Here is a 25,174-nt window from a genome sequence, read left to right on the forward strand (position 1 = left end):
AATGGATATTATTTCATTAGTAGACGATATGTCAGAAGAAATGTACTTGCGCTTAAAGTGTGCCGCTGAAACGGGCAAATGGCCAGAGGGAACTACAGTTGATACAGCACAAAAAACATCAGCGCTGCAAATTACCATGGCTTATCAATCAAGACATTTAAATTCAGATCAAATCTTAAGCGTTGGTGCAGATGGACTTATCGTAGATAAAACTAAACGCCAGTTGAAAAGCGAGTTCGCTGATCTTAAAAACAACCCAGACAATAATATTGCAAGGTTTTCCGATTTATGATTTTTTCTAAATTTTTCAAAGCAAAATGGCAAAGTAAAGAACACAATGTTCGGTTAACGGCAATCAGTGAAGATTTATTACTTAGCAATCCCGATGACTTAGTTATATTAACAAATCTTGCACAAACAGACCCTAACGAATTAGTGCGCCGCGCTGCTCTCATTAAAATGGCTGACTTTACTGTTTGGCATAAAAACAGTATCGACAACGATAATAAAAAAGTCCGTGAATATTGTCTTAAGCAAGTAGAAAAGATTCTGCTTGGCCAGCACGAAATAACGATCAGTAATCAAGACAAATTAATCTTATTGAAAAGCAATGATAAGTTACCGTCCTTGGAACTATGGTTACAAAATGAAACACAAGCCGATGTTGTTATCGCTTTATTTGAAAAAATTAATAAACCATCGTTAACCCATTCAATATTTACCCATAAGCAAGATGAAGTCGTACAAGCTTATTTACTCAAACAAGTATTGCCTCTTGATGTATTAGATAAATTACTTAAAAAATCATGTAATGAAAAAATAAAAACTAATATTGAGCAACAGTTACAACATTTACACGAGTTGGCAGAACAACCTGACAAAATTAAAAAAGGTGTTCAGTTAGTTTTAGCAAAGTTACTTGCTTTGAAAGAGGTCAATGATTATCTGCAACTCAAAGAAAAACAAGCTGAATTAGAAACGCAGTGGCAAAACTATTATCAAGATTTCTCTTGTCTCTCTTCGCCAGAAGCTGAGAACTTTACAGAAAAGTATAAAATAATTAATAGCCAACTCATTAAACATTTTTCTCCGTTACATGAAGCCCATCAACAAGAAATCATTGCTGAAAAATTAGTGGCAGACAAACGTTTGGCTAATGAGCATTTTAATAGTGCCCTTAATGAAATGAGTAAAAAGCTTACCACAACAATTTTTGAAAGTGGTGATCTTGATGAAGCTGAGTATCAAGATAAACTTGAACAATTACGCGAAGAAATAACCTCTTCAATATTAAACAGTAAAGAACAACAGCACTTTATTGCTTTAGTAAAAGCCCAAGCAAAAAAACTGGCTCAATTGCCTGAGATTGCACAATCGGTGAGTGATGCAACCCATCTAATTTCAAAAATATCACAAGTTGCTTTACCTAAAAACATTGAAGAATTGAACCTGCGTAAACCTCTGTTCGATCAGTGGTTACAAGAATGGAAAACTGTTGAGCTAAAAGCGGCAGGGGTATTACCACAATCTATTGTTGACGCCTTTAAAGAAATAAAACAACAATGGCAGCAAGGCCTAAAATCGTTAATTAAAGAACAAGGCTTACTCTTATCACAATGCCAGAAAAAAGTTGCTGACGTAAAGCGCTTAATAATGACGGGTAAGTACAATGCGGCTTTTGGTGTTTTCAAAAAAGCTAAAAAACATTTTGATGGTTTATCAGAAGAGCAAAAGTCACGAGTTCAACGTGACTTTGATGATATAGCAGATAAAATTGCCGAATTAAGTGATTTAGAGCAATCTATTGCTACGCCTAGAAAACAGCAGTTACTTGTGGATATTAAGTTACTCGTTGATCAGCCCATTGATAATCCCAATGAGCAAGCAGCAAAAGTTAAACAATTTCGTGTTACGTGGAATTCACTTGGACATGCTGAAGAATCAATTGAAAAAGAGTTAAATTACCAATTCAACGCACTTTGCGAACAAGCTTTTGCTCCATGTCGGTTATTTTATGCAGAACAAGAAAAGTTACGTGAACTACATCTTGAATCTCGCCAACAACTTATTAGTAAAGCGCAAAGCTTTGCCGACGACTTTTCTGCAAAACTCAATGAAGGCATTGATAATGAAGCCATCGATTGGAAGTTTACTGATGCAACACTCAATAAATTAATACAGCAATGGCAAAACGCGGGGCAGGTTGATAAAACTAAATTCAACTTACTTAGTCAATCGTTTACGGCGAGCTTACAACCCGTTAAAGCTGAATTAAGAAATTATCATCAACGTAACAGTGATAGCAAAAACCTATTGATTGCTCAAGTTACTCAAGCATTGAACGACGATGACGTTTTCTCTGCAATTGAGAGTGTTAAAAAACTGCAAACACAATGGCAAGCCATTGGCTACAGCGGTCAACGTGAAGAGAATCAGCTTTGGCAAAAATTTAGAAAAGTGAATGACCAGCTATTTTCAAAGCGTGATGAAGCTAAGTTGCTTGAACAATCGAACCGTGAAAATCAACAAATTGAATTATCACAACAATTACAAAGCTATCAGCAACAACTAGTCGCGGATATATCAGAAACAGCATTATTAAGCTTACAAGTAAGTATTGAAGAATTACGAGTAAAAATTACCAGTCAACGTCCGGTAATAAGAAGTGCCGTAACCTTAGCTGAAAAATTACTTGCGCAAATATCTCAACAACTCATGCAAATGACAGAAAACAAAAAGGCCAAGATTTGGCAACTTGTTTTCGATTGCTTAGAAAGTTTAGCTACTAATAAACCGGAAACGGCAGCAGATTTTTCTGAAACACTGGTAGATTTACCCAATGTTTGGCAGAAACGTTTACAAGAGTGTTATCAAAACAGCAAACTGATTGACAGAAGTAACAAAACCCTTGAACTCGAAATTTTAGCAAGTAAAGAGTCACCTGCAGAATTTAAAGCCGAGCGGATGCAAGTACAGGTACAATTATTACAAAATCAAATGTTGTCAGGGCAATCTATCGATTTAACTAAATCGCTTATTGAATGGTTAAAATTAGGGGCGTTATCTGCAAATGATTTACCATTACTGGCCAGAGTTAAACCTATTTACTGTTAAGGTAACTTAAGTTTTATATGAGTTGAATATGAGTTTATTTCATTAATTATACTTATCAATACCCCCAAAGCCACTGATTATTTAGTGGCTTTATCTTTTCTGGTGTTTACTAAATATTGCCAGTTTTTTAAGGAGAGTAAAAGCGGGCTACTATTATATTTAATGTTGATTTCATTCTGTTTACTGGTAACGCGTAACTATTTATTTAAAGGATAATCCTTGTAAATCGACGAGAATAAGTACCGGTATTGTTTTAAACTGTTGATTTTAAATGTTTTATATTATTTGTTTGGGCTAGGGGTGATTTGGCAGTATAGGAGAGATAAATAAGGCTGCCATGTTTCTTAATCATAGCAACCAGAGCGTAATGGTTTAATGAGTCGTGAGTTCACCACGGAGATTTTCTTGTAAAAGACGACAAATTTCAGCTTGAGGTAATTCTTTACTGAGTAAGTAATGTAGTTTAGTTAATGTTGCTTCTAGCGTCATATCACCACCACCGACAACACCACATTTACTTAATGCGACGCCCGTTGCATAACCTTCCATATTCACAGTCCCTTTTATACATTGGCTACAATTTACCACGACAATTCCTTGATGATAAGCTTGCGTTAAACAAGCAAGTAGCTGTTCATCTTGTGGCGCATTACCGACGCCATAACTGCGAATAATTAACGCTTTTACCGGTTGCTTGATAATATTGGCGACTAATTCACTAGAAATCCCTGGGTACAAATGAACAACACCTATCGGTTGTGGTGTTATTTGTGCGACCGAGAATGGTTGGGTAACAGCAACGTTGAGTTTACCTTCAAGGAGCTTAATATTAATTCCAGCTTCTAGAAGTGGCGACATATTGGGGGAATCAAAAGCGTTAAAGCCATCAGCGTAAGCTTTAATGCAACGGTTACCCCGGTATAATTTATTATTAAAATACAAGCCCACTTCATTAATGGGGTAGTTTGCCGCAATATAAAGTGAATTTAACAGATTTACTTGTCCGTCTGAGCGTAATTGGCTTAACGGAATTTGTGAGCCGGTAACAATGACAGGTTTAGATAAATTTTCAAACATAAACGAAAGCGCAGAGCTGGTATAAGCCATGGTATCTGTACCATGAAGAACAACAAAGCCATCGTAATTATCGTAATTAGCTTTTATATCATCGGCAATACGTTGCCAATCTTGCGGTGTCATATTTGATGAATCAATTAATGGTGAATATTCATTAATGGTAAAGTCAGGCATCTCTTGTCGATGAAAATCAGGCGTACCATTAATCGACTCGGTTAAATGTCCTTTTACCGGAACACAACCTTGGCCGCTGTTTTTCATGCCGATGGTACCGCCAGTGTAGGCGATATAAATGCGTTTTTTCATACTGTTACCTTAGAATTATTACTGTCTTGTCGTTTGGTCTGATAATCACGTGCGCTTGTTAAATATTGTTCTTTATTCACTTCCATGTGAATATAACAAAGCGATTTAGGTCACTGCGAACTAATTAATTTCACAGGTCATACATAAGGAGTAAACCCCTTGCGGATCATTAAGTATGTTGAGGTGAGATAGCTGTGCTTTCATTTCTAAAAATAATTTATCCGTATTGCTTAGAGTCATTATTTCAGTTTCAGGAAAGAAAGTCTTCGCTTGACCTAATAACCCTTGCAGGAAAAGATCTTTTGGCGTTTGTTCTATTTCAATCAATAAGGTTTCAAACGTTGCTAACTCGGCTAATTCTGCTGCTGCATTAATAGCGGTCGTTAAGTTGCCTAACTCATCAACAAGCCCTAACTCTTTCGCTTTTGCACCTGACCAGACACGTCCTTGGGCTATACTATCAACTTGCTCAAGGCTCATATTTCTATTTTCAGCGACAAGGCCAATGAAGTCTTGATAGCCTCTATTAATATTTAATTGAAATACTCTTGCCATGCCATCAGTCAGTGGGCGGGTTACACCAAATCCGGCTATATCAGTGGTACCAACGCCGTCAGTGTAGACACCTAGTTTGCTTAATGAGTTCTCAAAGGTCATGAAAAATCCATAAATACCAATTGAGCCAGTGATCGTTGCTGGAGAAGCTATTATCTTATCAGCAGGTGCCGATATCCAATAGCCCCCAGAAGCGGCATAAGTTCCCATTGAAGCAACAACAGGTTTTCCTGCTAACTTGATCAGTTCAATTTCTTGACGAATAATTTCAGAGGCATAAGCACTTCCACCGGGGCTATCGACACGAAGAACTACCGCTTTCACCTTATTGTTTAAACGCGCTTCTCTTAATAGTGATGCTGTACTATCCCCGCCAATGGTTCCTGGCTTTTGGCGACCATCTAAAATAGTCCCCTTAGCAACAATAACGGCGACTTTATCGGTATTTGGGTTCACCATTGGATACAAAGGTTTAGTAGCAGACAAATAATGTTTGAAACTAATATTATTATAGCTATCACCGGCTGAATTTTTTCCAACAAGTTTAATCAAAGACAGCTTCATCTCTTGACGATTTTTTAATGCGTCAACCCAAAGATTATCTAAAGCATACTGCGCAATATTACCATCAGCTTGCTCAAGTTTTGCCACTAAAACATCAGCATTTTCATCAAAGTTATCAATCGAAAATTTTCGGTTGCTTGCGACATCACTTTTATATTGTGACCATAAATCAGTTAACCATAATTTGTTGGCTTCTTTAGCTGCCGCTGACATATCGTCGCGCATGTAAGGTTCTACAGCAGATTTATAGGTACCGACTCGAAATATATGTTGGCTAATAGAGAGCTTATCTAATGCGGATTTAAAATAAAGTTGATAACGGCCATAACCGTCAAGTAACAACCAACCACGAGGATTGAGCCATACTTCATCAGCAGAGCTTGCCAAGTAATATTGATCTTGAGAATATTGATCGCCAACAGCAATTATTTTTTTACCAGCAGCTTTAAACGTCTCTAAAGCTTGGGCAATGTCTTGTAATTTACTTAAACCCGTGCTGTTAAGTCCTTGAAGCTGTAATACGATCATTTCTATACGGCTGTCATTTTTTGCTCTTTCAATGACATTCAATAAGTCGCTAAGTAAAACTTCTGGGTTTTTTTCTTTTTCTTCTAAGGCTTCTGATATTAAAGCATCCATCGGGTCAATCGCATTCTTTTGTTCAACGATATCTCCAGTAAGATTTAACACTAAGGCTGTATTGTTAGGAACAACGATCTTGTCATCATCGCTGCCAAGTGCCGCGATAAATAAAAATAAAACCAGAAAAAAAACAACATTAATAATTATTTTTCTAAATGAATTTAATAAACTAAAAAATTTTAAAGTAACTCGTTTTAAAGCACTTTGCTTTACAGGAGCATTAGGTAACGATGTGGGTTCTGTCATAATATCCGGCACAGTTAGTATGTAATTGTAATTACTGGCTATGCTACTTAATTATTGATCACTTATGTAGTCTGATTAGTAAATAAATGTGTTATTAGCGAACTTTTTTCATTATATGTTACGCCTTTGATTTTTTGTGCAGGTCGGTTGACCCGTATTGATTATTATCTATGTTGTTTATTAAACAAGATGTAGGGATCCGCGTGCACTTTGAAGGATAACGGGTATATAATCCTTAGTATTGAAACTACCCATGAGTCTTTATAATTAATGAATGCCAAAGAATTATTATTAAAACGACAATCTAATCCTAGGTTAATATCACCAGCCCCTGTTGCTAGCGATGTTGAATTTATATTGAACGCTGGAATGCGTGTTCCTGATCACGGTTGTTTATCACCATGGTTTTTTACCCTAGTTAAAGAACAAGGGTTAGATAAGTTAAGCCTGATATTTGAAGATGTAGCTAAAGTTCATCAGTTTACTGAAGCTAAAATACAAAAAGCTAAAAATATGCCGTATCGTGCACCGTTAATTATCGTTGTTAGCACGCGGTATCAAGCGCACGACAAAGTGCCTAAATTTGAACAAGCAATCGCAGCAGGTTGTTGTGCCCATGCTATGCAAATGGCTGCCTTTAGTTTAGGTTATGGCGCTGTGTGGCGAACGGGTGACTTTAGCTACGATCCTTCAGTAAAACGTGGTTTAGGAATAGACCAAGATAATGATATTATTGGATTTGTTTACATAGGCACCGCCGAAAACGATCGTCCTATTAAACCCGCTAAAAGCTTAACGTCTCATGTTTCATATTTGTAAAATAAAGGGGGGGGGAGCGATGAATATTGAAATTTTGGATGCGCCTGAGCAAGCACTAATAGATTTTTTAGATAAAAAAATTGCAGATTTCAATTGGGCGCACTGGGAAGTAAGCGAACGAAAGCCATTAGCTATTCAAATAAAGGACGAACTAGGTAACATTATTGCTGGTTCATCCGCACGCACCTTTGGTAATTGGCTGTTAATTAATACGCTGTGGGTTGACGAGTCACTTCGTGGTAAAAAAATGGGTGTTAAGATATTAGTACAACTTGAAACTGCAGCAGTGGCGAGGGGATGTACGTTAAGTATGCTTGATACTCTGAACTTTCAAGCAATGCCGTTTTATGAAAAGCAGGGTTATCAAACAAAATGGGTACAAGAAAATTATCCAAAAACAGGCTGTAAATATTTTATGGTAAAAGAACTTACTTAGTAAACTAGATATTTCACCCATAAAAAAACCTCAATAATGAGGTTTTTTTATGGGATTATTATTCTTAGCCTAGAACGCAGCGTTGTTTGGCGTTCTTGGGAAAGGAATTACGTCACGAACGTTTTGCATACCGGTAGCATAAGCCACTAAACGCTCAAAACCTAAACCAAAACCTGAATGAGGAACAGTGCCGTAACGACGTAAATCGCGATACCAACTGTAATCATCTTGGTTTAAATTCATTTCGGCTAAACGCGCATCAAGTACATCAAGACGTTCTTCACGTTGGCTACCACCAATGATTTCGCCAATACCTGGTGCTAAAATATCCATAGCAGCAACGGTTTTGCCATCATCATTTAAGCGCATGTAAAATGATTTAATATCTTTAGGGTAATTTTGTAACACGACTGGGCCATTAAAATGTTCTTCGGCTAAGTAACGCTCGTGCTCTGAATTAAGATCAACACCCCAAGCCACTTTGTTTTCAAATTTCTTATCACAATTTTCTAATATTGTAATAGCGTCAGTGTAATCTAAACGGACAAAATCATTATTAATAACAGAATTCATACGGTCAATAACTGTTTTATCAATGCGTTGTTGGAAGAAATTCATGTCATCACTACGTTCATCAAGCACAGCTTGGAAGACATATTTCAGCATTTCTTCTGCGAGGTCAGCAGCATCAGACAAATCAGCGAAAGCGATTTCTGGTTCAATCATCCAAAATTCTGCAAGATGACGTGTTGTGTTAGAATTTTCAGCACGGAAGGTCGGTCCAAAAGTATAAACTTTTGAAAGAGCACATGCATAAGTCTCAACGTTCAATTGACCTGAAACGGTTAAGAAAGTTTCTTTACCAAAAAAATCTTTAGCGTAGTCAACATTACCTTTATCGGTGCGAGGTAAGTTTTCCATATCAAGCGTACTAACACGGAACATTTCGCCAGCGCCTTCACAATCTGAGCCAGTAATTAACGGCGTGCTGATCCAAAAGTAACCTTTACTGTGTAAAAAGCGATGAACCGCTTGAGCTAACGTATTACGAACACGAGCAACAGCTCCGCCCATATTAGTACGAGCACGAAGATGTGCTTGCTCTCGTAAAAATTCAATGCTGTGACGTTTTGCTGCCATAGGATAGGTATCAGGATCATCAACCAAACCAAGTATCTCTACTTTAGTTGCTTGAATTTCAAAAGATTGGCCTTGGCCCGGAGACTCAACCAAAATACCGGTGACTTTAACTGAAGCACCCGTAGTCAATTTTAATATTTCTGATTGATAATTATCGAGATCACTGGGTGCGATAGCTTGAATCGCATCAAAACATGATCCATCATGAACCGCTAGGAATGAAATACCTGCTTTAGAATCACGGCGAGTGCGTATCCATCCGTGTACTGTAACTGCTTCACTTACCGGGTACTTACCAGCAAGTACATCAGTGATTGAGATAACTGACATTATCAACCTCTTTTCTTTATTTAATTATTGTCATAGATTTTGTCGGTGCACAGACCCAGTGTAGAATACTGAATTTATTTGCACTAACTTTAAGGTGTGATATGTTACCTTTACTGCGGTGTTTAACAAGTAAAAGTTGCTGATCCGGTCTATATAAAAACAAAAAACAGTAATATTGACTTTAGAGGGTTTGAATCAATGATGTTGGGATTAAAAAACAGGCGACATTCAACAGATTTTTGGGTTCTCTTAAGCCGAACTTTGGCATTAAGCGGATGGATATTATTCATTTTTGCTATTGTTATGTCTTATTATGCTGCACCAGAGCAAGATTACGGTTTATTGCGCTTTAGAAATATTGAAATAAGGCAATTTTGGTTAACGCCATTAACGGGCTATTTATATATCGTGCTTTGGGTAAGTGCACTTTGTAGTTACCTTTGTTTGGTTGTCGATCACTATCGCACTAGAAGAGAACAAGACAGTAAGCATTTTAATATCGTCCTGCTACTAACGATAACGGTTGCTTGGGTCATCTATATATTAGTGAAACTTAACTTGGCGTAAGATTATTAATAATTCTACGCCGTTTTACTTAACAGCAAATCTGTGTCGGTTAATCTTCAAAACACTGCTGCTCATCGAGTACCGTGCTTATCGCCTTAACAAGTTTCGCTAAAGCCCGTTCATCACTAATAAAGGGTGGCATAATATAAATAAGCTTGCCAAACGGTCTGATCCAGACACCCAATTCAACAAATCTTTTTTGTATCTTTGCCATATTAACCGCAACCCTTGTTTCTACCACACCTATACCGCCTAAGACGCGGGCATTTTTTACTCTTGAATGTTGATTTAACACTAATAAGTGTCGCGTTAAATAATCTTCAATAAAACTCACTTGCTGTTGCCATTCTCCTGTTGCCAAAAGATCTAGACTTGCATTTGCTACCGCACAAGCCAGCGGATTAGCCATAAACGTTGGGCCGTGCATAAAACATCCGGCTTCTCCATCACTGATGGTCTTTGCAATTTCTTGCGTACACAAAGTTGCTGCCAGGGTCATATAACCGCCGGTCAGGGTTTTTCCTAAACACATAATGTCAGGACTTATATCCGCCCAATGACAAGCAAACATTTTTCCTGTACGGCCTAAACCCGTAGCAATTTCATCAACTATAAATAACACCTGATATTGGGTACATAAGGCGCGACAAGCTTTTAAATACTCAGGATGATAAAAGCGCATACCACCAGCACCTTGGACAATAGGTTCAATAATAAAGGCGGCAATATCATTATGGTGTTGTGCAAATAAGGCTTTTAAGGGCGCTAACTCAGCGTTATCCCAAGGTTGATAAAAATCACACTGTGGCGCAGGAGCGAAAATGTTTTTCATTAATACACTTTCAAAAATTTGGTGCATACCATTAACCGGATCGCATACCGACATCGCGGCAAAAGTATCACCATGATAACCATTTTTAACGGTCAATAATTTATGCTTCTCACTTTTGCCCTGACTGTGCCAATACTGTAATGACATTTTTATGGCAACTTCTACCGATACAGAGCCAGAGTCTGATAAAAAAACTTTTTGTAGCGGCTCTGGTGTGATCTCAATGAGCTTCTTACACAAGTTAATAGCGGGTTCATGCGTTAGGCCCCCAAACATAACATGTGCCATCTTTTGTGTTTGATCAACAAGCGCCTGATTTAACTTTGGATGATTGTAGCCGTGTAAAACAGACCACCAGGACGACATACCATCAACAAGTTCTTCACCCGTAGCTAACTTTATATAAACGCCCTTGGCCGATTCAACTAAGTATGAGGGCAGAGGGTTTGACATCGATGTGTAGGGATGCCAAACATGTTTCTTATCAAAATCGATTAAATCTGTGTGTTTTTTGTTCATATGTAAAGCTTGCAATGTTTTTTATGTTGACAATTAATGACTGGCGTATAGATTACCTGCTAATATTTAGCGATGCAATTTTCACATTTACATTTTACAGTAAAGGTTTCACATGTCACAAACGAATATACCTCGTCATGATTGGTCAATAGCAGAAGTGGAAGCATTGTTTGCTCGACCTTTTAGTGACCTTATGTTTCAAGCTCAAACCGTTCATCGTGAACACTTTAATCCTAATGAAGTACAAGTTAGTACCTTATTGTCAATCAAAACAGGTGCTTGTCCTGAAGATTGTAAATATTGCTCGCAAAGTGCACGCTATAATACTGATGTTCAAAAAGAACGTTTGATGGAAGTTGAAAAAGTATTAGAAGCAGCAAAGGTAGCGAAAGACCAAGGGTCAACGCGTTTTTGTATGGGGGCAGGTTGGAGAAATCCAAAAGCTCGTGATATGCCCTTTGTGTTAGAGATGGTCAAAGGTGTTAAAGCACTTGGCTTAGAAACCTGTATGACGTTAGGCATGATTAACGGAGGTCAAGCCGATGAATTACAAGAAGCTGGGTTAGATTATTATAACCACAACTTAGATACTTCTCCTGAACATTATAACTCTATTATTACCACACGCAGCTATCAAGACCGATTAGATACACTGCAAAACGTCCGTGATTCGGGAATGAAAGTTTGTAGTGGTGGTATTGTTGGTTTAGGCGAAAATGCTCAAGACAGAGCGTCATTTTTAGCACAATTGGCTAACTTACCTAAACATCCTGAAAGTGTTCCAATTAATATGCTGGTAAAAATTGCCGGAACACCACTCGCAGATGTTGACGATTTAGAAGCTTTTGATTTTGTTCGTTGTATAGCGGTTGCACGTATTATGATGCCTAAAAGCCATGTGCGTTTATCAGCTGGGCGCGATGCAATGAACGAACAAATGCAAGCAATGTGTTTCTTAGCCGGTGCCAACTCAATATTCTACGGTTGTAAGTTGTTAACAACAGGCAACCCTGAAGCCAATAAAGATATGCAGTTATTTGCAAAATTGGGCATTAACACTGAAACAGTGGCCACCGATGATATTGAGGCTGAGCAAAAAATAACGACTGCCGTTGTTAATCAGCAAAATAAAGAACTTTTTTACGACGCTGCGCTTTAACGTTTATTTACTGATCAAGAGCCAAGCTGAAATTTATGTCTTTTAACTTTATTGCTGAGCAAGTCGCTCAGCAAAAAGAAAAATCACAATATCGCCAACGCCAATGTATAAGCGAGCAAAATGGCCGAGAGGTGGTGGTTGCAGGAAAACGCTATTTAAATTTTTCTTCTAATGATTATCTCGGCTTAAATCATCACCCTTCAATAAATAAAGCCTGGCAAGAAGGTGTCGATAAATACGGCAGTTGCGCAAGTGCTTCCAGTTTAATAACCGGTTTTCATTATGCACACCAAGCTTTAGAAGATGAAGTTTGTCAGTGGTTAAATAAACCACGGTGCTTACTTTATAGCAGTGGTTTTGCAGCTAATTCCGGTGTATTACAAGCCTTGGGTAAAAAAGACTGCCAATTTTTTCTAGACAAGTTAAGTCACGCTTCTTTAATTGATGGTGCTCTGGCTAGTGAAGCTTCAGTGAAGCGATATTTACACAATAATCATCAGCAACTTGAACAATATTTAGCGAAAAGTCCTGTTGACAATAAACTGATTATTTCTGAAGGTATTTTTAGCATGGATGGCGATCGCGCAGACGTTAGCCAGTTAATTATGATTGCTCAGCAGCAACAAGCTATGCTTTACATGGATGATGCACACAGTATTGGAATTATTGGTCATGCCGGTCAGGGCAGTAGTAGCTTTGGTCAGGTCGATATAGTAATGGCAACTTTTGGCAAAGCTTTAGCCACTAGTGGTGCATTTATCGCTTGTGATGAAGATGTTTATGATTACTTAGTCAATTTTTCTCGTCATTATATTTATTCAACCGCGATTTCCCCCGCCGTTGCTTGGGCGACAAAAACCAGTATCAAGCTTGCTCAAAAAGAGTCTTGGCGCAGAGATAATATTTTTGAATTGAGCGCGCTTTTATCAAATAAACTTGATAGTCAAATAACAATAATTCCGTCATCCTCTTCTATTCACGCTATTGTTATTGGCAGCGAAAAAAGAACACTAGAAATATGTCAACATTTGAAAAACAGAGGTATTTGGCTAACCGCGATACGCCCACCAACGGTTGCTAAAAACAGCTCGAGGTTACGCGTTACTATTACTGCTAACCATAAAGAATGCGATATCAATTACTTAGCTAATTGTTTGAATGAGGTTTTACGTTAATGCCTGAAGTGTTAAACAGAATTAAAATAGCTAAGTCATTTGGCTTAGCGAGTCAGTCGTATGATATTTCATCTCGATTACAACGCTATACGGGTAAGCACTTAATGTCTTTATTACCCAACCGTTCAGATCTAACTGTCGTCGACTTAGGCTCAGGTACTGGTTTTTTTACTGACATTCTTGCCAGTAAATTTCAACAAACTATTGGCGTTGATATCTCCGCTAAAATGCTGTCTTTTGCTCAAGAAAACCGCAGTAAGGAAATCTGCTGGTTAGAAGCTGATGCGTATTACCTGCCTTTTAAAGCCAACACAATTGATGTTATTTATTCTAATTTGGTTATTCAGTGGTGTGATCCACTCGATGATATTATTGAAGAAATTTTACGCGTGCTCAAACCAGGAGGATTGTTTATATTTTCCACCTTACTCGATGGCACATTACATGAATTAAAATCATCTTGGGCACAAGTCGATGATGAACAGCACGTGATTGACTTTAAAACAGATGCAAACCTAAAAGCTATTTTTGATAAGGCCTCATGTAAATTACTTGAACAAAAAACTCAAGACTTAGTATTAGAATATCAAAATGTTATACATCTAGCGCGAGAGTTGAAAGGGCTAGGCGCAAACCATGTCCCTAAACAGCAAGGCAAGGGTTTAGCGGGTAAAGATAAATGGCAAAAGATGACTAATTGCTATCAAGACTTTCAAGAACCTAGTGGTATTTATCCGGCGACTTATAAGGTGTATTCTGCAATTATGGTAAAATTAAATGCTTAAAATTTTTATTACTGCCACAGATACTGATGCTGGAAAAACCTATTTTGCGCAAATACTCACCGCAGCCTTAGTTAAAAAAGATTATCAAGTTGCTGTATTTAAACCTATATCTGCAGGGTGTGAGCTTAAGCATACAGCGCAGGGTGAAATACTGGTCAATGAAGATGCACAATTATTGTTGCAGCAAGCAAACTGTGGACAAGGTATTAGTGAAATTAACCCTATTGCATTTGAACCGGCAATAGCGCCACACATCGCCGCTAATTTAATGAATGTTGACATTAAACTCGCTGATATAAATGCGGGTTACGAGCGAATTATTACTAGGGCTTGCGATATTGTTATCACTGAAGGTGCAGGGGGATGGCGACTACCTTTAGGTAAAGGTAGGTTTTTATCTGAGTTCGTACAGCAGACAAAACAGCAGGTAATATTGGTGGTGAATATGAAACTAGGGTGTTTAAATCATGCGGTTCTCACCTATGAAGCGATAGTTGCCGATGGTCTTGATTGTATTGGTTGGGTAGCAAACTGCGTTGAGCCAATGAATTATCTCGCTGAAAATATAGCTGAACTCAAAACACTTATTCCAATTCCAATGATTGCTCAACTCGGTTTTGAAACAAATATCAATAAAGCCAGTTCAAACGTTAATGTATCGTCGATAACGGCACGGCTTTAGCGACTAGTTTTATTTTAAATTATAGATAGAACAAGCAATAAGTGAGTGCCTTAACTGATTTATTGCTTGGTTTATTAATAGATAATTATCAGGCTTTTATCCTTACGAAAAAAGTCTAACGATAAAAGACTATTATGAATTTAATGCACTCCCTTTAACAATCCTCACAACTAATCTTGCAGTGTTTATCACCATGAACCTTGTCAAGTCTTACTCTTTCTTATTTTTCCATCATTTATAAATAATAATTCAGGGAAAACTCTTATTTATTTAACTCACTGATACACGCGCTTGCGATAAAGCCGGAACGTGTTTTATAAGTTGAAGACTTACTGACTCGGTTATCAATTTGTTTAATCAACAACTCCGGTAAGGTGACATTGATTTTATGACTTTTCCCTAAATAGGGTGTTATATCGATATCAAGAATACACCAAATAACATTTGGATAGGCTGTTAGATGATTTTCAATCGTTGTAGCGTGTGGGATGGCTTCACCATATTCGGCCAATATAGAAAGGTGTGCAGCGATACTGTCATTAATATTGTTTAAAGAGACATCAATACTCTCACCATTACCTACACAACCGGGTAAGTCAGGGACGTATGTTTTGTAGTTTTCAACGCCAATTATTTTCTTTAATGCGATAGGGTATTTCATTGTTTTTGCCTCTTTAATTAACGCCCCTGAGTGTAACTCCAACAACCCCGGATAGCAACAGCATAACAACCCTGGTAACTCCTTACTTAGTCACCCATAACTCCGGTAACCCCCTTATTTGCCACAATGGTAACCCTAGTAACCCCAAGTGTGTTGCGAAGTGATTGGTCACTTAGCACTAGACACCTTGTAAATATGGGAAAGTGATAACGAGTTAAATTTTATAGTTATAGATAGTCAAGAATGCTTTAACGAAGCTAATACAGGGGGGTTGGGGTTACTTTGATTAAGTTGTTTGAGGGACATTAACAAACAACAAAGGATTTTTAGTGACTCTTTCTAGCTGAATTATTCACATAAAGTAAGGTAGTAAAGGTATGGATAAACGTTTAATCAATAAAATATTTATTGATGAGATAAAGAGGTTTTATAGCAGGGAGTGTAGTTTTTGAACACAAAAAAAACGGCTAATTTTCATTAGCCGTTGTTATATTATTAACGTGGAGGTTACTTTTTACCGAGTAATAAAAATATTTGTTTAGCTACGTCGGTATTATCAACCTTGCCCTTTAAGACTTCACTGCTTTTACCTAGTGTATGTAAAGGAACATCAATTGCGGTGTGGCCACCTGATGTCCAGCCAGTGTTTGTTCTAATATCTATAATGTTTTTAATTGCACTTGATATGATGTTATTCATGGTGGGCTCTTTAGTCTTTAGTTTTTCTTGTTCATCAAGTGATTTGTAAGTAGCAATTTCCTCAACTGCAAATATTTTGGCCGCTTCAATTTGTTCAACTTCGTTATTTGTTACATCGAAGTTAAGCAATTTACTTAATTCTTGTTGTGTTATTTGGCTGTTAGCTAACTGTTTAGCTATTGTGCTTGGCGAACTTTTCATTGTGCGTAAAACTTCAGGGTGCCACTCATACTTGCCACGTGCACCAACGGTTAAACCACCCGTACTATGATCAGCTGTTAATATAACTAACGTATCAGGGTTTTGTTTTACGTACTCTTCTAAGTACTCCATCGTTTTAGCTAAATCTGACATTTCAGCCATCGCCGTTGCTATATCATTAGAGTGACCAGCCCAATCTACTTGACTAGCTTCAACGAGCATAAAATAACCTTTACTATTTTCTAGTTGTTTAATTGCAACTTTAGTCATGGCGGATAAACGATATGGGTCACTATCATCTAAGGCTGACGGTAAACCAGTATCATCAAAAAGACCAATAACAGGCATATCTGCTTTAAGCGTGTTTAAGGCGTTGTAGTTATCAATATACTGAAATCCTGACGCTTTAAATTCTTCAATTAAATTTCTATCTTCACGTATAAAGTATTTCCAGCCTCCCCCAAAATAGACATCTGCTTTTATACCGTTATCTATATAGCTATCGGCAATAGCATTATAATTGTTTCTGCTTTCATTATGTGTTAAATATCCAGCAGGGGTCGCATGATTTATTTGTGATGTTACGACAACACCTGTTTTTTTGCCTTGTTTTCTGGCAAATTCAAGTACAGTTTCAACGCTATTTTTATTCACGTCTAAAGCAATTGCGCCGTTGTAAGTTTTATAACCCGTGGCAAGTGCAGTAGCACCAGCGGCGGAATCAGTGACAACACCAGAAACACTTGCCGGATAAGTACTAGCTGAGCCAACAAGTAAACGGTCAAATACTGTTTCTTCTACAATGTCAGTTGTTGGGTCGTCGTTAAAGTATCGGTACGATGTTGTATAAGCGGGACCCATGCCATCAGCTATCACCATAATGATATTTTTTGGTGAAGGAATATTCTTAGCAGTCTCTGTATTTAAAAGCATTGCTGTTGAGTCATTATCAATCGTTTGACAGGCTGTTAATGCAAGTATAATGCTAACAGCAGATAGGAGTTTTTTCATTTTTATCTTCTTATGTAAGTGTTAATAATTAATAAGGGTTGGTGATTATTTCAGATGACTATTTAGTCTTCAGTAACAGGTCAATCCATACCATACGGTGATCGGAAGATGCTGCTCTGTTTTTTATTAACCTAAAAGTCTCTTCATTTTCTGTTGGCCAGTAAACGCCTGATTTTTCAATAACTAATCCATATCTCGATGGTAACGCGTAATCGGCTCTCATTCGCCAGGAGGCCGTATGGTAATTTGCATGTTCGTTATTTTTACTGTGCTGTTTTCCCCCTTCACTTTGGGGTAATGCATCTTGAATTTTATCATTATTTAGTAAGCTTGATATGGCCGAATTTAACGCATCACCCTCAACATTAGACGCATTAAGATCACCCAAAATAACAAAAGGTTCAAGGGATTTTAAACCTCCTTTTTGACCCTTGTCATCGTAAATGTATGCTGATTTTTCTGGCGAAATGTAATCATCCCAAAAACGAATTTCATCATGATTACGTTTACCATTTCTATTTTCTGGACCATCAAATATCGGCGGTGTAGGGTGGCTTGCTAAAATATGAACGACTTGCCCATTAACCTCAACTGGAATATCCCAATGAGATTTAGAAGATAAACGCATGTTTTGCCAAGCTTCATCACTAAACCAAGATGTCGAGGTTTTAGGATCGAAAGGTTGCAGGGCGTTAGGCATATCTCGCCACTTAAAGTACTGATAGGTACGAATAGCGTCAGTATTAATTGGGTGCTTTGACAAGAGTACCAAACCAAAGTGACCTGAAAAATGTCCGTAACCAAAACCATCACCCGGCAAAACACCTTGTTTACCGTCGCCATCTAGATCATAGCCTGAATTGACACCCGTATTAACGGGTCCTTGATAAAAATAAGGAAAATCAATTTCTTTTTGTCCATTTTGGCTTTTGTTCAAATAACGTTTAATGAAAGTCTTTAGGGCGTGGTGTTGGTTATTGTTGCTATTATCTTGATTATCAAATTCATTCAGTAACAGAATGTCTGGGTTATTACGCTGAATAATTTCTGCAATATTTTTAATTTGTTGATGATCACTGTCTATGGCTATTTGCAGGGTGTTATTTGAAATATTAGGAGCCTCAGAACTCAGCGCAGACTGATAGTTCAAAGCCTCCATACTTACATTAAATGTTGCTATTTTAAGAGGCTGTGCTTGTGTTCTACTCATATAAGTTAGTGCTAATGTTAAGTAATAGGTTAAGTGTCGATGATTATATCAACGTTAGTGTAAACCGCAGCCACGTAAAATCATGTCAGTTAGAAAAGCGATGACATCTTCAACATCTTCATCTTCGTAATCCGCTCTATTCATAATCGTTAAAATTTGTGTTTCAAAATCGGCATAGTGTTGAGTTGCTGACCAAATAAGAAAAATTAGATGAGTAGGGTTAACATCGCGCATTTCGCCATTATCTATCCATTGCTGGAATAGTTGTGCTTTCTCTCTTACCCATTTTCTTTGATAGGTACGAGCAAAATCTTTCAAATGTTGTGCACCTTGAATAATCTCCATGGCATATATCTTTGAAGATTCAGGGTGTTTAAAAGACATCCTTACTTTTGCTTCAATAAATTTTTCAATAGCTGCTTTAGGACCATCTTCAGGATTTATATCACCTATGCCTTCGTCCCACATTTGTAGGGTATGCTCTAGTACGGCATGGTATATATTTTCTTTATTCTTGAAATAATAAAGTATATTAGCCTTAGGTAGGCTTGCTCTATCGGCAATGGATTGTACCGTAGCGCCTTTATACCCTTGTAAAACAAATTCTGTACTAGCGGCTATTAAGATCTTGTGCTGGCTTAGTGCGCGAATATTCCCTGTTTTTTTTATTTCTTTGTTATTTTTCATTAAGTTGCTCAATATTTAAAATGCATAAATAAAACATTTTTAAGTTAAATTGTTATTATAATTTTACTTTTTTACTATCTGTTGACCAAATAGTTAACTTTTATGGTTTGTTATACTTATCTTTATTTTATCATTGATTTAAATCACTAAATGCCATTTTTCAATGAAATTCTACTATAAATGTTTAGCCATTTATATGAAAGGGAACTTTAGTGCTTTAGTTGATGTTTTTAATTTCTCTATATAAAAACATTTAGTTAAATAATGAGTGTTAATTGGCTTAAGGCCATGTATATATGGCTAATTGTTTATTATGGTTTGTTTTTTATCTAAATTGGCTCACTAAGCTTATAACTAAAAAGCCTTAAACCTGTTTATAGATAACAATATCTTATATAAAGGCCATCTTCGTTATTAATATAAATGATAGTCATAAGCTTAAGATGCATCCCGTTGTTTACTAAGGCTTTTTAAAATACTTTTCTGGTTGATTCCTTTTTAATCACTAACAGATACTATTTGAATTTCAAAAACTCTGAAAATATGTAATGAAAGTGTAATAAAAATCTGGTCTAATTTCATCCGAAATTAAAAACAGAGCAACTGGTTAAGTTTTTTGGTTGCTAAAAAAAATAATTCGTAAACACTTAAAAACGTAATCAAGGAATAACCGATGAACACTCAACGTCTCTCACTTATTTCAAGTGCAGTTATTTTTGCACTTGGCTTATCGACTTCTGCTATGGCAAACGATACCTCCTCCGCTATCCGAGGTAGTATTGAAAATTCAGCGGGTGCTATTTCAGTTAACGCAAAAATTGAAATTATCCACGAACCTTCAGGCACAAAAACGCTTACCACTTCTAACGACGCTGGTAACTTTTCAAGTAAAGGTCTTCGCGTAGGCGGTCCTTACACGATTAAAATCACTGGCGAAAAAGGTGTTACTGTTTACAGAGATATCTTTTTAACACTAGGTGATACCTTTCGTTTAAATGCAAAACTTGAAGCTGCAGACGATGTTGAACGTATTTCTGTAACAGGTAGCAAGATTTTTTCTAATAATATTGGTAGCAACAGTTATTTTGGTGCTGATGATATTGTTAATGCTCCAAGTTTCGACCGTGATATCAAAGATATCGTTCGTAACAACCCTCTAGCCGTTTTATCTTCTAAAGATGGCGAGTTAAGTGTTGCCGGTACTAACCCAAGATTTAACAGCATCAGTGTTGACGGTATTAGCCAAAATGATGACTTTGGTCTGAATGCCAATGGTTACCCTACAACGCGTTCACCTATTTCTCTTGACGCGATTGAACAGGTAACTATCGATGTTACTCCTTTCAATGCAAAAGACAGCGGCTTCCAAGGCGCTAAGATTAACGCAGTAACAAAATCAGGTACCAACGAGTTATCAGGTTCATTCTTTTATGAAACTCAAAATGACGGCATGGCCGGCACACCAAAAAATGGTACAGACGAAGCACCATTAGATTTTGATGAAACAACTTTTGGTGCAACCCTTGGTGGCGCTATTATTGAAGATGAATTGTTTTTCTTCGCTTCATACGAATATTACGAAGCAACATCAACTGTTGAGTGGGGACCAGATGGCGCTAACGTACCTAACTCTGCTGATGCCAGCGTTGCTGATGTTTTAGAAGTACAAAGAATTGCTCGTGAAGTCTACGGCGTAGAGCCAGGCGAATGGGATTTATCTCCTAAAGTAGACGATGAAAAATTATTATTGAAACTCGATTGGAACATTAACGATGATCATCGTTCAGCGTTTACTTACCAATATACTAAAGGTAACAGTACACGTAACCAGTCTACTTATGGTGGCGAATTACGTTTATCATCACATTGGTATGACAGAACTGAAGAATTAAACAACTATGCGTTTAAACTTTATTCTGATTGGAATGACGATTTTTCAACTCAACTTAGCCTAACTTACCTTGATAACCCAACAACTCAAGCTTCATTAGGTGATTATTCTGACACTGTTATTCAAGCTGATTCTGGTGATATCGCAATTGGTGCAGATCACTCTCGCCATTCTAACGATTTACATAAAAAGACTTTTATCATGGCTATAGACGGTGATTACCTAGTTGGCGATCACAGTTTAACTTTTGGTTACCAGTTTAAGCGTTTAGACATTTTTAACTTGTTTTTACAAAACACCAAAGGCGATTACCGTTTTGGTAGTATTGAAGACTTTGAAAATAAAGTGGCAAACAGAGTTATCTACCAAAATGCAACGAGCTTAGATCCAAATGACGCAGCCGCTTCATTTGTTCGTGACGAACATGCTTTTTACATTCAAGATGAATGGATGTTCAATGACGATATTACTATCGACATGGGTTTAAGATACGAAATGTTAGCGTCTAGCGACACACCTATCTTTAACGAACAATCTCAAGCACGTACAGGTTATGACAATACTGACAACTTAGACGGCACGGGTATTTTCTTACCACGCTTTGGTATTAAGTGGGATGCAAGTGATGACCTTATCGTTCGCGGTGGTGTTGGTCGTTATTCTGGTGGTCAACCAACAGTTTGGGTATCTAACTCTTATTCAAACCCTGGCGTTGGAATCGGTAAAGTTTTTGAAAACGGTACCTTTGAAAATGTAGATATTAGCGGTCCACGTCAAGAAGATAAAGACACAGTAGCTAATTCAACCACATTTGCTGGCACAAACTTTGTTGATCCAAACTTTGATTTACCTTCTGATTGGCGCTACCAGATAGCTCTTGATTACCGCTTCGATATTCCGGTATTAGGTGAAGACTTTTTATTAACCACAGAATACTTATACAAAAAGTCAGAGAATACTGCTTTTTGGCAAGATGCAAGTTTGTTGGGTGATGAAGATGGCACGACAGCAGATGGCGGTCGTACTATTTATGATGATGCCGATGGTTCAATTACTGACTTAATGTTAACAAATGCCGGTAAAGATGGTCGTTCTAAAATCTTTAGCGTTGTTTTGAACAAAGATTGGGACAGTGGTGTTAGATTAACAACGTCATACACTAACCAAGACGTAACTGATGCACACACAAGTACAAGTGCTACAGCAGGCAGTAACTTTGGCTATAATACGGTGATTAACCGTAATGACGCTGTAGTAGGTCGTTCTGGTTTTGAAACAGAACACAGATTTGTTGTTAACTTAGGTTATGAAACTGAATTTGTTGCGGGTTACAAAACTAATATCAACTTGTTCTTCGAACGCCGTTCAGGCAAGCCAGTAACTTTCTATGCTGACGGTACTGACGTAGATGGAAGAAGTGGCCCAGGTCGCGACCCTTATGGTTTATTAAGCCCTGGTACTACTAACGATTCGTTCTTACCTTATATTCCTACACCAGGTGATACTAACGTTGTTTTCACTTCAGCGGAAAATGAAGCTAACTTCTTTGAAGCGATTAACGACTTAGGTTTAGATAAATATGCCGGTGGTTACTTACCAAAAGGCGTAATAACTACTCCATGGGTAACAACACTTGATTTAAGCATTCGTCAAGAAATCCCAGGGTTTAAAGAAGGCCACAAAGGTATGGTTTACTTAACGGTTGATAATCTATTAAATCTTGTAGATAGCAGCAAAGGTAAAGTATACGGAAGCGACTTCGGTACTCAAGAGTTAGTTGAATTTACTGTTGACCCAGCAACAAGACAATATGTATATGGCCGTTCTATCTCACAAAATGATGATGGTAGTTACGCAGACAATAAATTTTATACGACTGATTCTGCATGGCGTATAAAAGTGGGTGTTAGCTACAAGTTCTAACCACACTGTAATCTATTGAAATATAAACCCTTTATTTTACTAAAGGGTTTTTTTTTACAAAAAATTTAGCCATGTAAGTGATACCTTAAATGCATTACTTGACCACTTGGTCAGCTATGGTATTCTCACAGGTCTACATTACTCTTGAATTTTTACAATAATGAATAAAAATACCATAGAAATACCTGCAGAATTAAAAGTAGCCGCTAAAGAAGCTTATTTAAAAGCTTATGCGCCTTATAGTAAGTTTCATGTCGGTGCTGCGGCTTTAACCACTTCCGGTACGATTGTCCAAGGGTGTAATGTTGAAAATGCCTCTTACGGTTTAACTGTCTGTGCAGAACGAAATTGCATAAGCCATGCTGTGATAAAGGGTGAGCAAAGTTTTCAAATGATCGTTATATATACCGAGCAAGAAAAAATGACACCTCCGTGTGGCGCTTGCCGACAGGTTATTGCTGAATTTTTTGAACAATCAGCACCTGTGATAGCGTTTAATCACAAAGACAAACAACAAGTGTGGAGTGTCGCTGAGCTTTTACCTGATGCTTTTACGCCAAAATATTTATTGGACATTTAAGGATATCCATCAATGATATTACCCCAAGAAATTATTCGCACTAAGCGCGATGGTAAAATTCTCAATCAAAGCCAAATTCACGATTTTGTTAATGGTTTAGTTGATGGTAGCTTTTCTGACAGCCAAGTCGGTGCAATGGCGATGGCAATTTTTCAGCGAGGATTATCGGTTGAAGAAAAAGTAACGCTCACCACCGCCATGATGAACTCGGGTGATGTGCTCTCTTGGGAGGGCTATGATGCCCCCATCGTTGATAAACACTCTACGGGTGGCGTAGGTGATAAAGTCAGCTTTATGTTAGCTGCTATTGTTTCTGCGTGTGGCGCTTATGTGCCAATGATCTCAGGGAGAGGGTTAGGGCATACCGGAGGTACATCAGATAAATTAGAAAGTATTGCCGGTTTTAATGTAGAACCAACAATTAGCGAGTTTAAGCGAATTGTTAAAGACGTGGGCGTAGCCATTATTTCTCAAACAGATAATTTAGCGCCAGCAGATAAACGCCTTTATGGTATTCGTGATGTGACCGCGACGGTTGAATCTATTCCACTGATAACCGCTTCAATTTTATCTAAGAAACTTGCAGCAGGTCTTGATACTTTAGTGATGGATGTCAAAGTGGGTAATGGCGCGATGATGTCATCTCTTGAAGATGCTAAAGCACTTGCCGATAGTATTTCTAGTGTCGCCAATGGTGCAGGGGTTAAGACTCAAGCGATCATTACTGACATGAATCAGGTATTAGGCACCAGTGCTGGTAATGCCATTGAAATGTATGAAACCGCTAAATATCTGACGGGTAAACAACGCGAACCTCGTTTACATAAAGTCGTTAAAACATTAGCTTGTGCGATGCTTGTGAATTCGGGCTTAGCCAGCGATGAGCAAACCGCTTACCTTAAAATTGACAAAGCCCTTCATTCAGGCCAAGCAGCTGAGATATTTGAGCGGATGATAGCGGCGTTAGGTGGGCCAAAAGATTTTGTTGAAAACCCATGGGGCTCAATGAATAAAGCGGCCATTATTATGGAAGTTAAAGCCAGTCAACATGGCTATTTAGCTCAAATGAACACTCGAGATATTGGTATGTCAGTGGTGGGATTAGGCGGCGGCAGAACTGCGCCAAAACAAAAAGTTAACCACAGTGTTGGCTTCGATAGAATTTTACCGCTTGGGGTTCAGGTTAATAGTGGTGAAGTCATCGCTCGTGTACACGCCAAAGACGAAAATTCAGCGCTGTTAGCCGCAGAGCAATTTAAACAAGCGATCACTTATTCTGAAGAAAGTCCTGAATTACCACCGGTTATTTATTAAATAAGGCCGATATAAACAAAGCAGTTATAGACAATGCCGATATAGGTAA

General features: G+C 37.7%; 20 protein-coding genes. 12 read left to right on the forward strand and 8 right to left on the reverse strand.

Features of this window, described 5'->3' with window-relative positions; all coding sequences use genetic code 11:
• The first annotated feature begins 1 nt into the window (after nt 1).
• Both H4J57_RS15355 and H4J57_RS15360 read left to right on the forward strand, forming a co-directional pair.
• Nucleotides 2-292: a YeaC family protein gene (locus H4J57_RS15355; protein WP_182243517.1), complete on the forward strand. Its 291-nt coding sequence runs from the start codon at nt 2-4 to the stop codon at nt 290-292.
• Nucleotides 289-3,114, forward strand: a complete 2,826-nt coding sequence (locus H4J57_RS15360; RefSeq protein ID WP_182243518.1) for a DUF349 domain-containing protein — start codon at nt 289-291, stop codon at nt 3,112-3,114. The genes H4J57_RS15355 and H4J57_RS15360 overlap by 4 nt, the downstream gene beginning before the upstream one ends.
• Before the next feature lie 372 nt (nt 3,115-3,486).
• Here the strand turns inward: H4J57_RS15360 and ansA are convergent, their stop codons facing one another.
• A complete protein-coding gene (ansA, locus tag H4J57_RS15365; protein ID WP_182215212.1) occupies nt 3,487-4,497 on the reverse strand; it encodes an asparaginase in 1,011 nt (336 codons plus the stop codon).
• A gap of 120 nt (nt 4,498-4,617) precedes the next feature.
• The gene (gene sppA / locus H4J57_RS15370) at nt 4,618-6,504 is read right to left on the reverse strand and encodes a signal peptide peptidase SppA (protein ID WP_182215210.1); all 1,887 of its coding nucleotides are present in this window, start codon (nt 6,502-6,504) and stop codon (nt 4,618-4,620) included.
• Nucleotides 6,505-6,774: 270 nt separating this feature from the next.
• On the opposite strand from sppA, the gene H4J57_RS15375 reads away from it, so the two are divergent.
• Together H4J57_RS15375 and H4J57_RS15380 are read left to right on the forward strand one after the other, a co-directional pair.
• Nucleotides 6,775-7,323 (forward strand): NAD(P)H nitroreductase, encoded by a 549-nt coding sequence (locus H4J57_RS15375; protein ID WP_182243519.1) that lies wholly within the window; start codon nt 6,775-6,777, stop codon nt 7,321-7,323.
• Nucleotides 7,324-7,342: 19 nt separating this feature from the next.
• Complete coding sequence (locus tag H4J57_RS15380; protein WP_182243520.1) at nt 7,343-7,759, forward strand: N-acetyltransferase; 417 nt, start codon at nt 7,343-7,345, stop codon at nt 7,757-7,759.
• Nucleotides 7,760-7,828: 69 nt separating this feature from the next.
• Here the strand turns inward: H4J57_RS15380 and asnS are convergent, their stop codons facing one another.
• Nucleotides 7,829-9,229: an asparagine--tRNA ligase gene (gene asnS, locus H4J57_RS15385; RefSeq protein ID WP_070373551.1), complete on the reverse strand. Its 1,401-nt coding sequence runs from the start codon at nt 9,227-9,229 to the stop codon at nt 7,829-7,831.
• A 198-nt stretch (nt 9,230-9,427) separates the two neighbouring features.
• Between asnS and H4J57_RS15390 the strand changes: the two genes are divergently transcribed.
• The gene (locus tag H4J57_RS15390; RefSeq protein ID WP_182243521.1) at nt 9,428-9,796 is read left to right on the forward strand and encodes a hypothetical protein; all 369 of its coding nucleotides are present in this window, start codon (nt 9,428-9,430) and stop codon (nt 9,794-9,796) included.
• Nucleotides 9,797-9,845: 49 nt separating this feature from the next.
• Here H4J57_RS15390 and bioA read toward each other — a convergent pair whose 3' ends face one another.
• Nucleotides 9,846-11,147: an adenosylmethionine--8-amino-7-oxononanoate transaminase gene (bioA, locus tag H4J57_RS15395; protein WP_182243522.1), complete on the reverse strand. Its 1,302-nt coding sequence runs from the start codon at nt 11,145-11,147 to the stop codon at nt 9,846-9,848.
• A 112-nt stretch (nt 11,148-11,259) separates the two neighbouring features.
• On the opposite strand from bioA, the gene bioB reads away from it, so the two are divergent.
• Genes bioB through bioD form a run of 4 tightly spaced genes read left to right on the forward strand, consistent with a single transcriptional unit; the run spans nt 11,260 to nt 14,948 of the window.
• The gene (bioB, locus tag H4J57_RS15400) at nt 11,260-12,306 is read left to right on the forward strand and encodes a biotin synthase BioB (protein WP_182243523.1); all 1,047 of its coding nucleotides are present in this window, start codon (nt 11,260-11,262) and stop codon (nt 12,304-12,306) included.
• A gap of 35 nt (nt 12,307-12,341) precedes the next feature.
• Nucleotides 12,342-13,481, forward strand: coding sequence for an 8-amino-7-oxononanoate synthase (locus H4J57_RS15405; protein ID WP_182215196.1), 1,140 nt, complete (start codon nt 12,342-12,344; stop codon nt 13,479-13,481).
• A complete protein-coding gene (gene bioC / locus H4J57_RS15410) occupies nt 13,481-14,266 on the forward strand; it encodes a malonyl-ACP O-methyltransferase BioC (protein WP_182215194.1) in 786 nt (261 codons plus the stop codon). Before H4J57_RS15405 ends, bioC begins: the two co-directional genes overlap by 1 nt.
• Complete coding sequence (bioD, locus tag H4J57_RS15415; RefSeq protein WP_182221931.1) at nt 14,259-14,948, forward strand: dethiobiotin synthase; 690 nt, start codon at nt 14,259-14,261, stop codon at nt 14,946-14,948. The genes bioC and bioD overlap by 8 nt, the downstream gene beginning before the upstream one ends.
• A 262-nt stretch (nt 14,949-15,210) precedes the next feature.
• Here bioD and H4J57_RS15420 read toward each other — a convergent pair whose 3' ends face one another.
• From H4J57_RS15420 to H4J57_RS15435, 4 genes are all read right to left on the reverse strand, one after another.
• Nucleotides 15,211-15,609, reverse strand: coding sequence for a type II toxin-antitoxin system HicB family antitoxin (locus H4J57_RS15420; RefSeq protein WP_070373558.1), 399 nt, complete (start codon nt 15,607-15,609; stop codon nt 15,211-15,213).
• Nucleotides 15,610-16,116: 507 nt separating this feature from the next.
• Nucleotides 16,117-17,520, reverse strand: coding sequence for an alkaline phosphatase (locus H4J57_RS15425; protein WP_182221933.1), 1,404 nt, complete (start codon nt 17,518-17,520; stop codon nt 16,117-16,119).
• Between the two features lie 58 nt (nt 17,521-17,578).
• Nucleotides 17,579-18,730 (reverse strand): endonuclease/exonuclease/phosphatase family protein, encoded by a 1,152-nt coding sequence (locus H4J57_RS15430; RefSeq protein WP_182243524.1) that lies wholly within the window; start codon nt 18,728-18,730, stop codon nt 17,579-17,581.
• A gap of 54 nt (nt 18,731-18,784) precedes the next feature.
• Nucleotides 18,785-19,417: a TetR/AcrR family transcriptional regulator gene (locus H4J57_RS15435; protein WP_070373560.1), complete on the reverse strand. Its 633-nt coding sequence runs from the start codon at nt 19,415-19,417 to the stop codon at nt 18,785-18,787.
• A gap of 673 nt (nt 19,418-20,090) precedes the next feature.
• Between H4J57_RS15435 and H4J57_RS15440 the strand changes: the two genes are divergently transcribed.
• From H4J57_RS15440 to deoA, 3 genes are all read left to right on the forward strand, one after another.
• Complete coding sequence (locus H4J57_RS15440; protein ID WP_182243525.1) at nt 20,091-23,231, forward strand: TonB-dependent receptor domain-containing protein; 3,141 nt, start codon at nt 20,091-20,093, stop codon at nt 23,229-23,231.
• Between the two features lie 160 nt (nt 23,232-23,391).
• On the forward strand, nt 23,392-23,811 hold the full coding sequence (locus H4J57_RS15445; RefSeq protein ID WP_070373562.1) for a cytidine deaminase: 420 nt from the start codon (nt 23,392-23,394) through the stop codon (nt 23,809-23,811).
• A gap of 12 nt (nt 23,812-23,823) precedes the next feature.
• On the forward strand, nt 23,824-25,125 hold the full coding sequence (gene deoA, locus H4J57_RS15450) for a thymidine phosphorylase (protein ID WP_182243526.1): 1,302 nt from the start codon (nt 23,824-23,826) through the stop codon (nt 25,123-25,125).
• Nucleotides 25,126-25,174 lie beyond the last annotated feature (49 nt).

This window comes from Colwellia sp. BRX8-7 (genome assembly GCF_014077275.1).
GTDB lineage: Bacteria > Pseudomonadota > Gammaproteobacteria > Enterobacterales > Alteromonadaceae > Colwellia_A.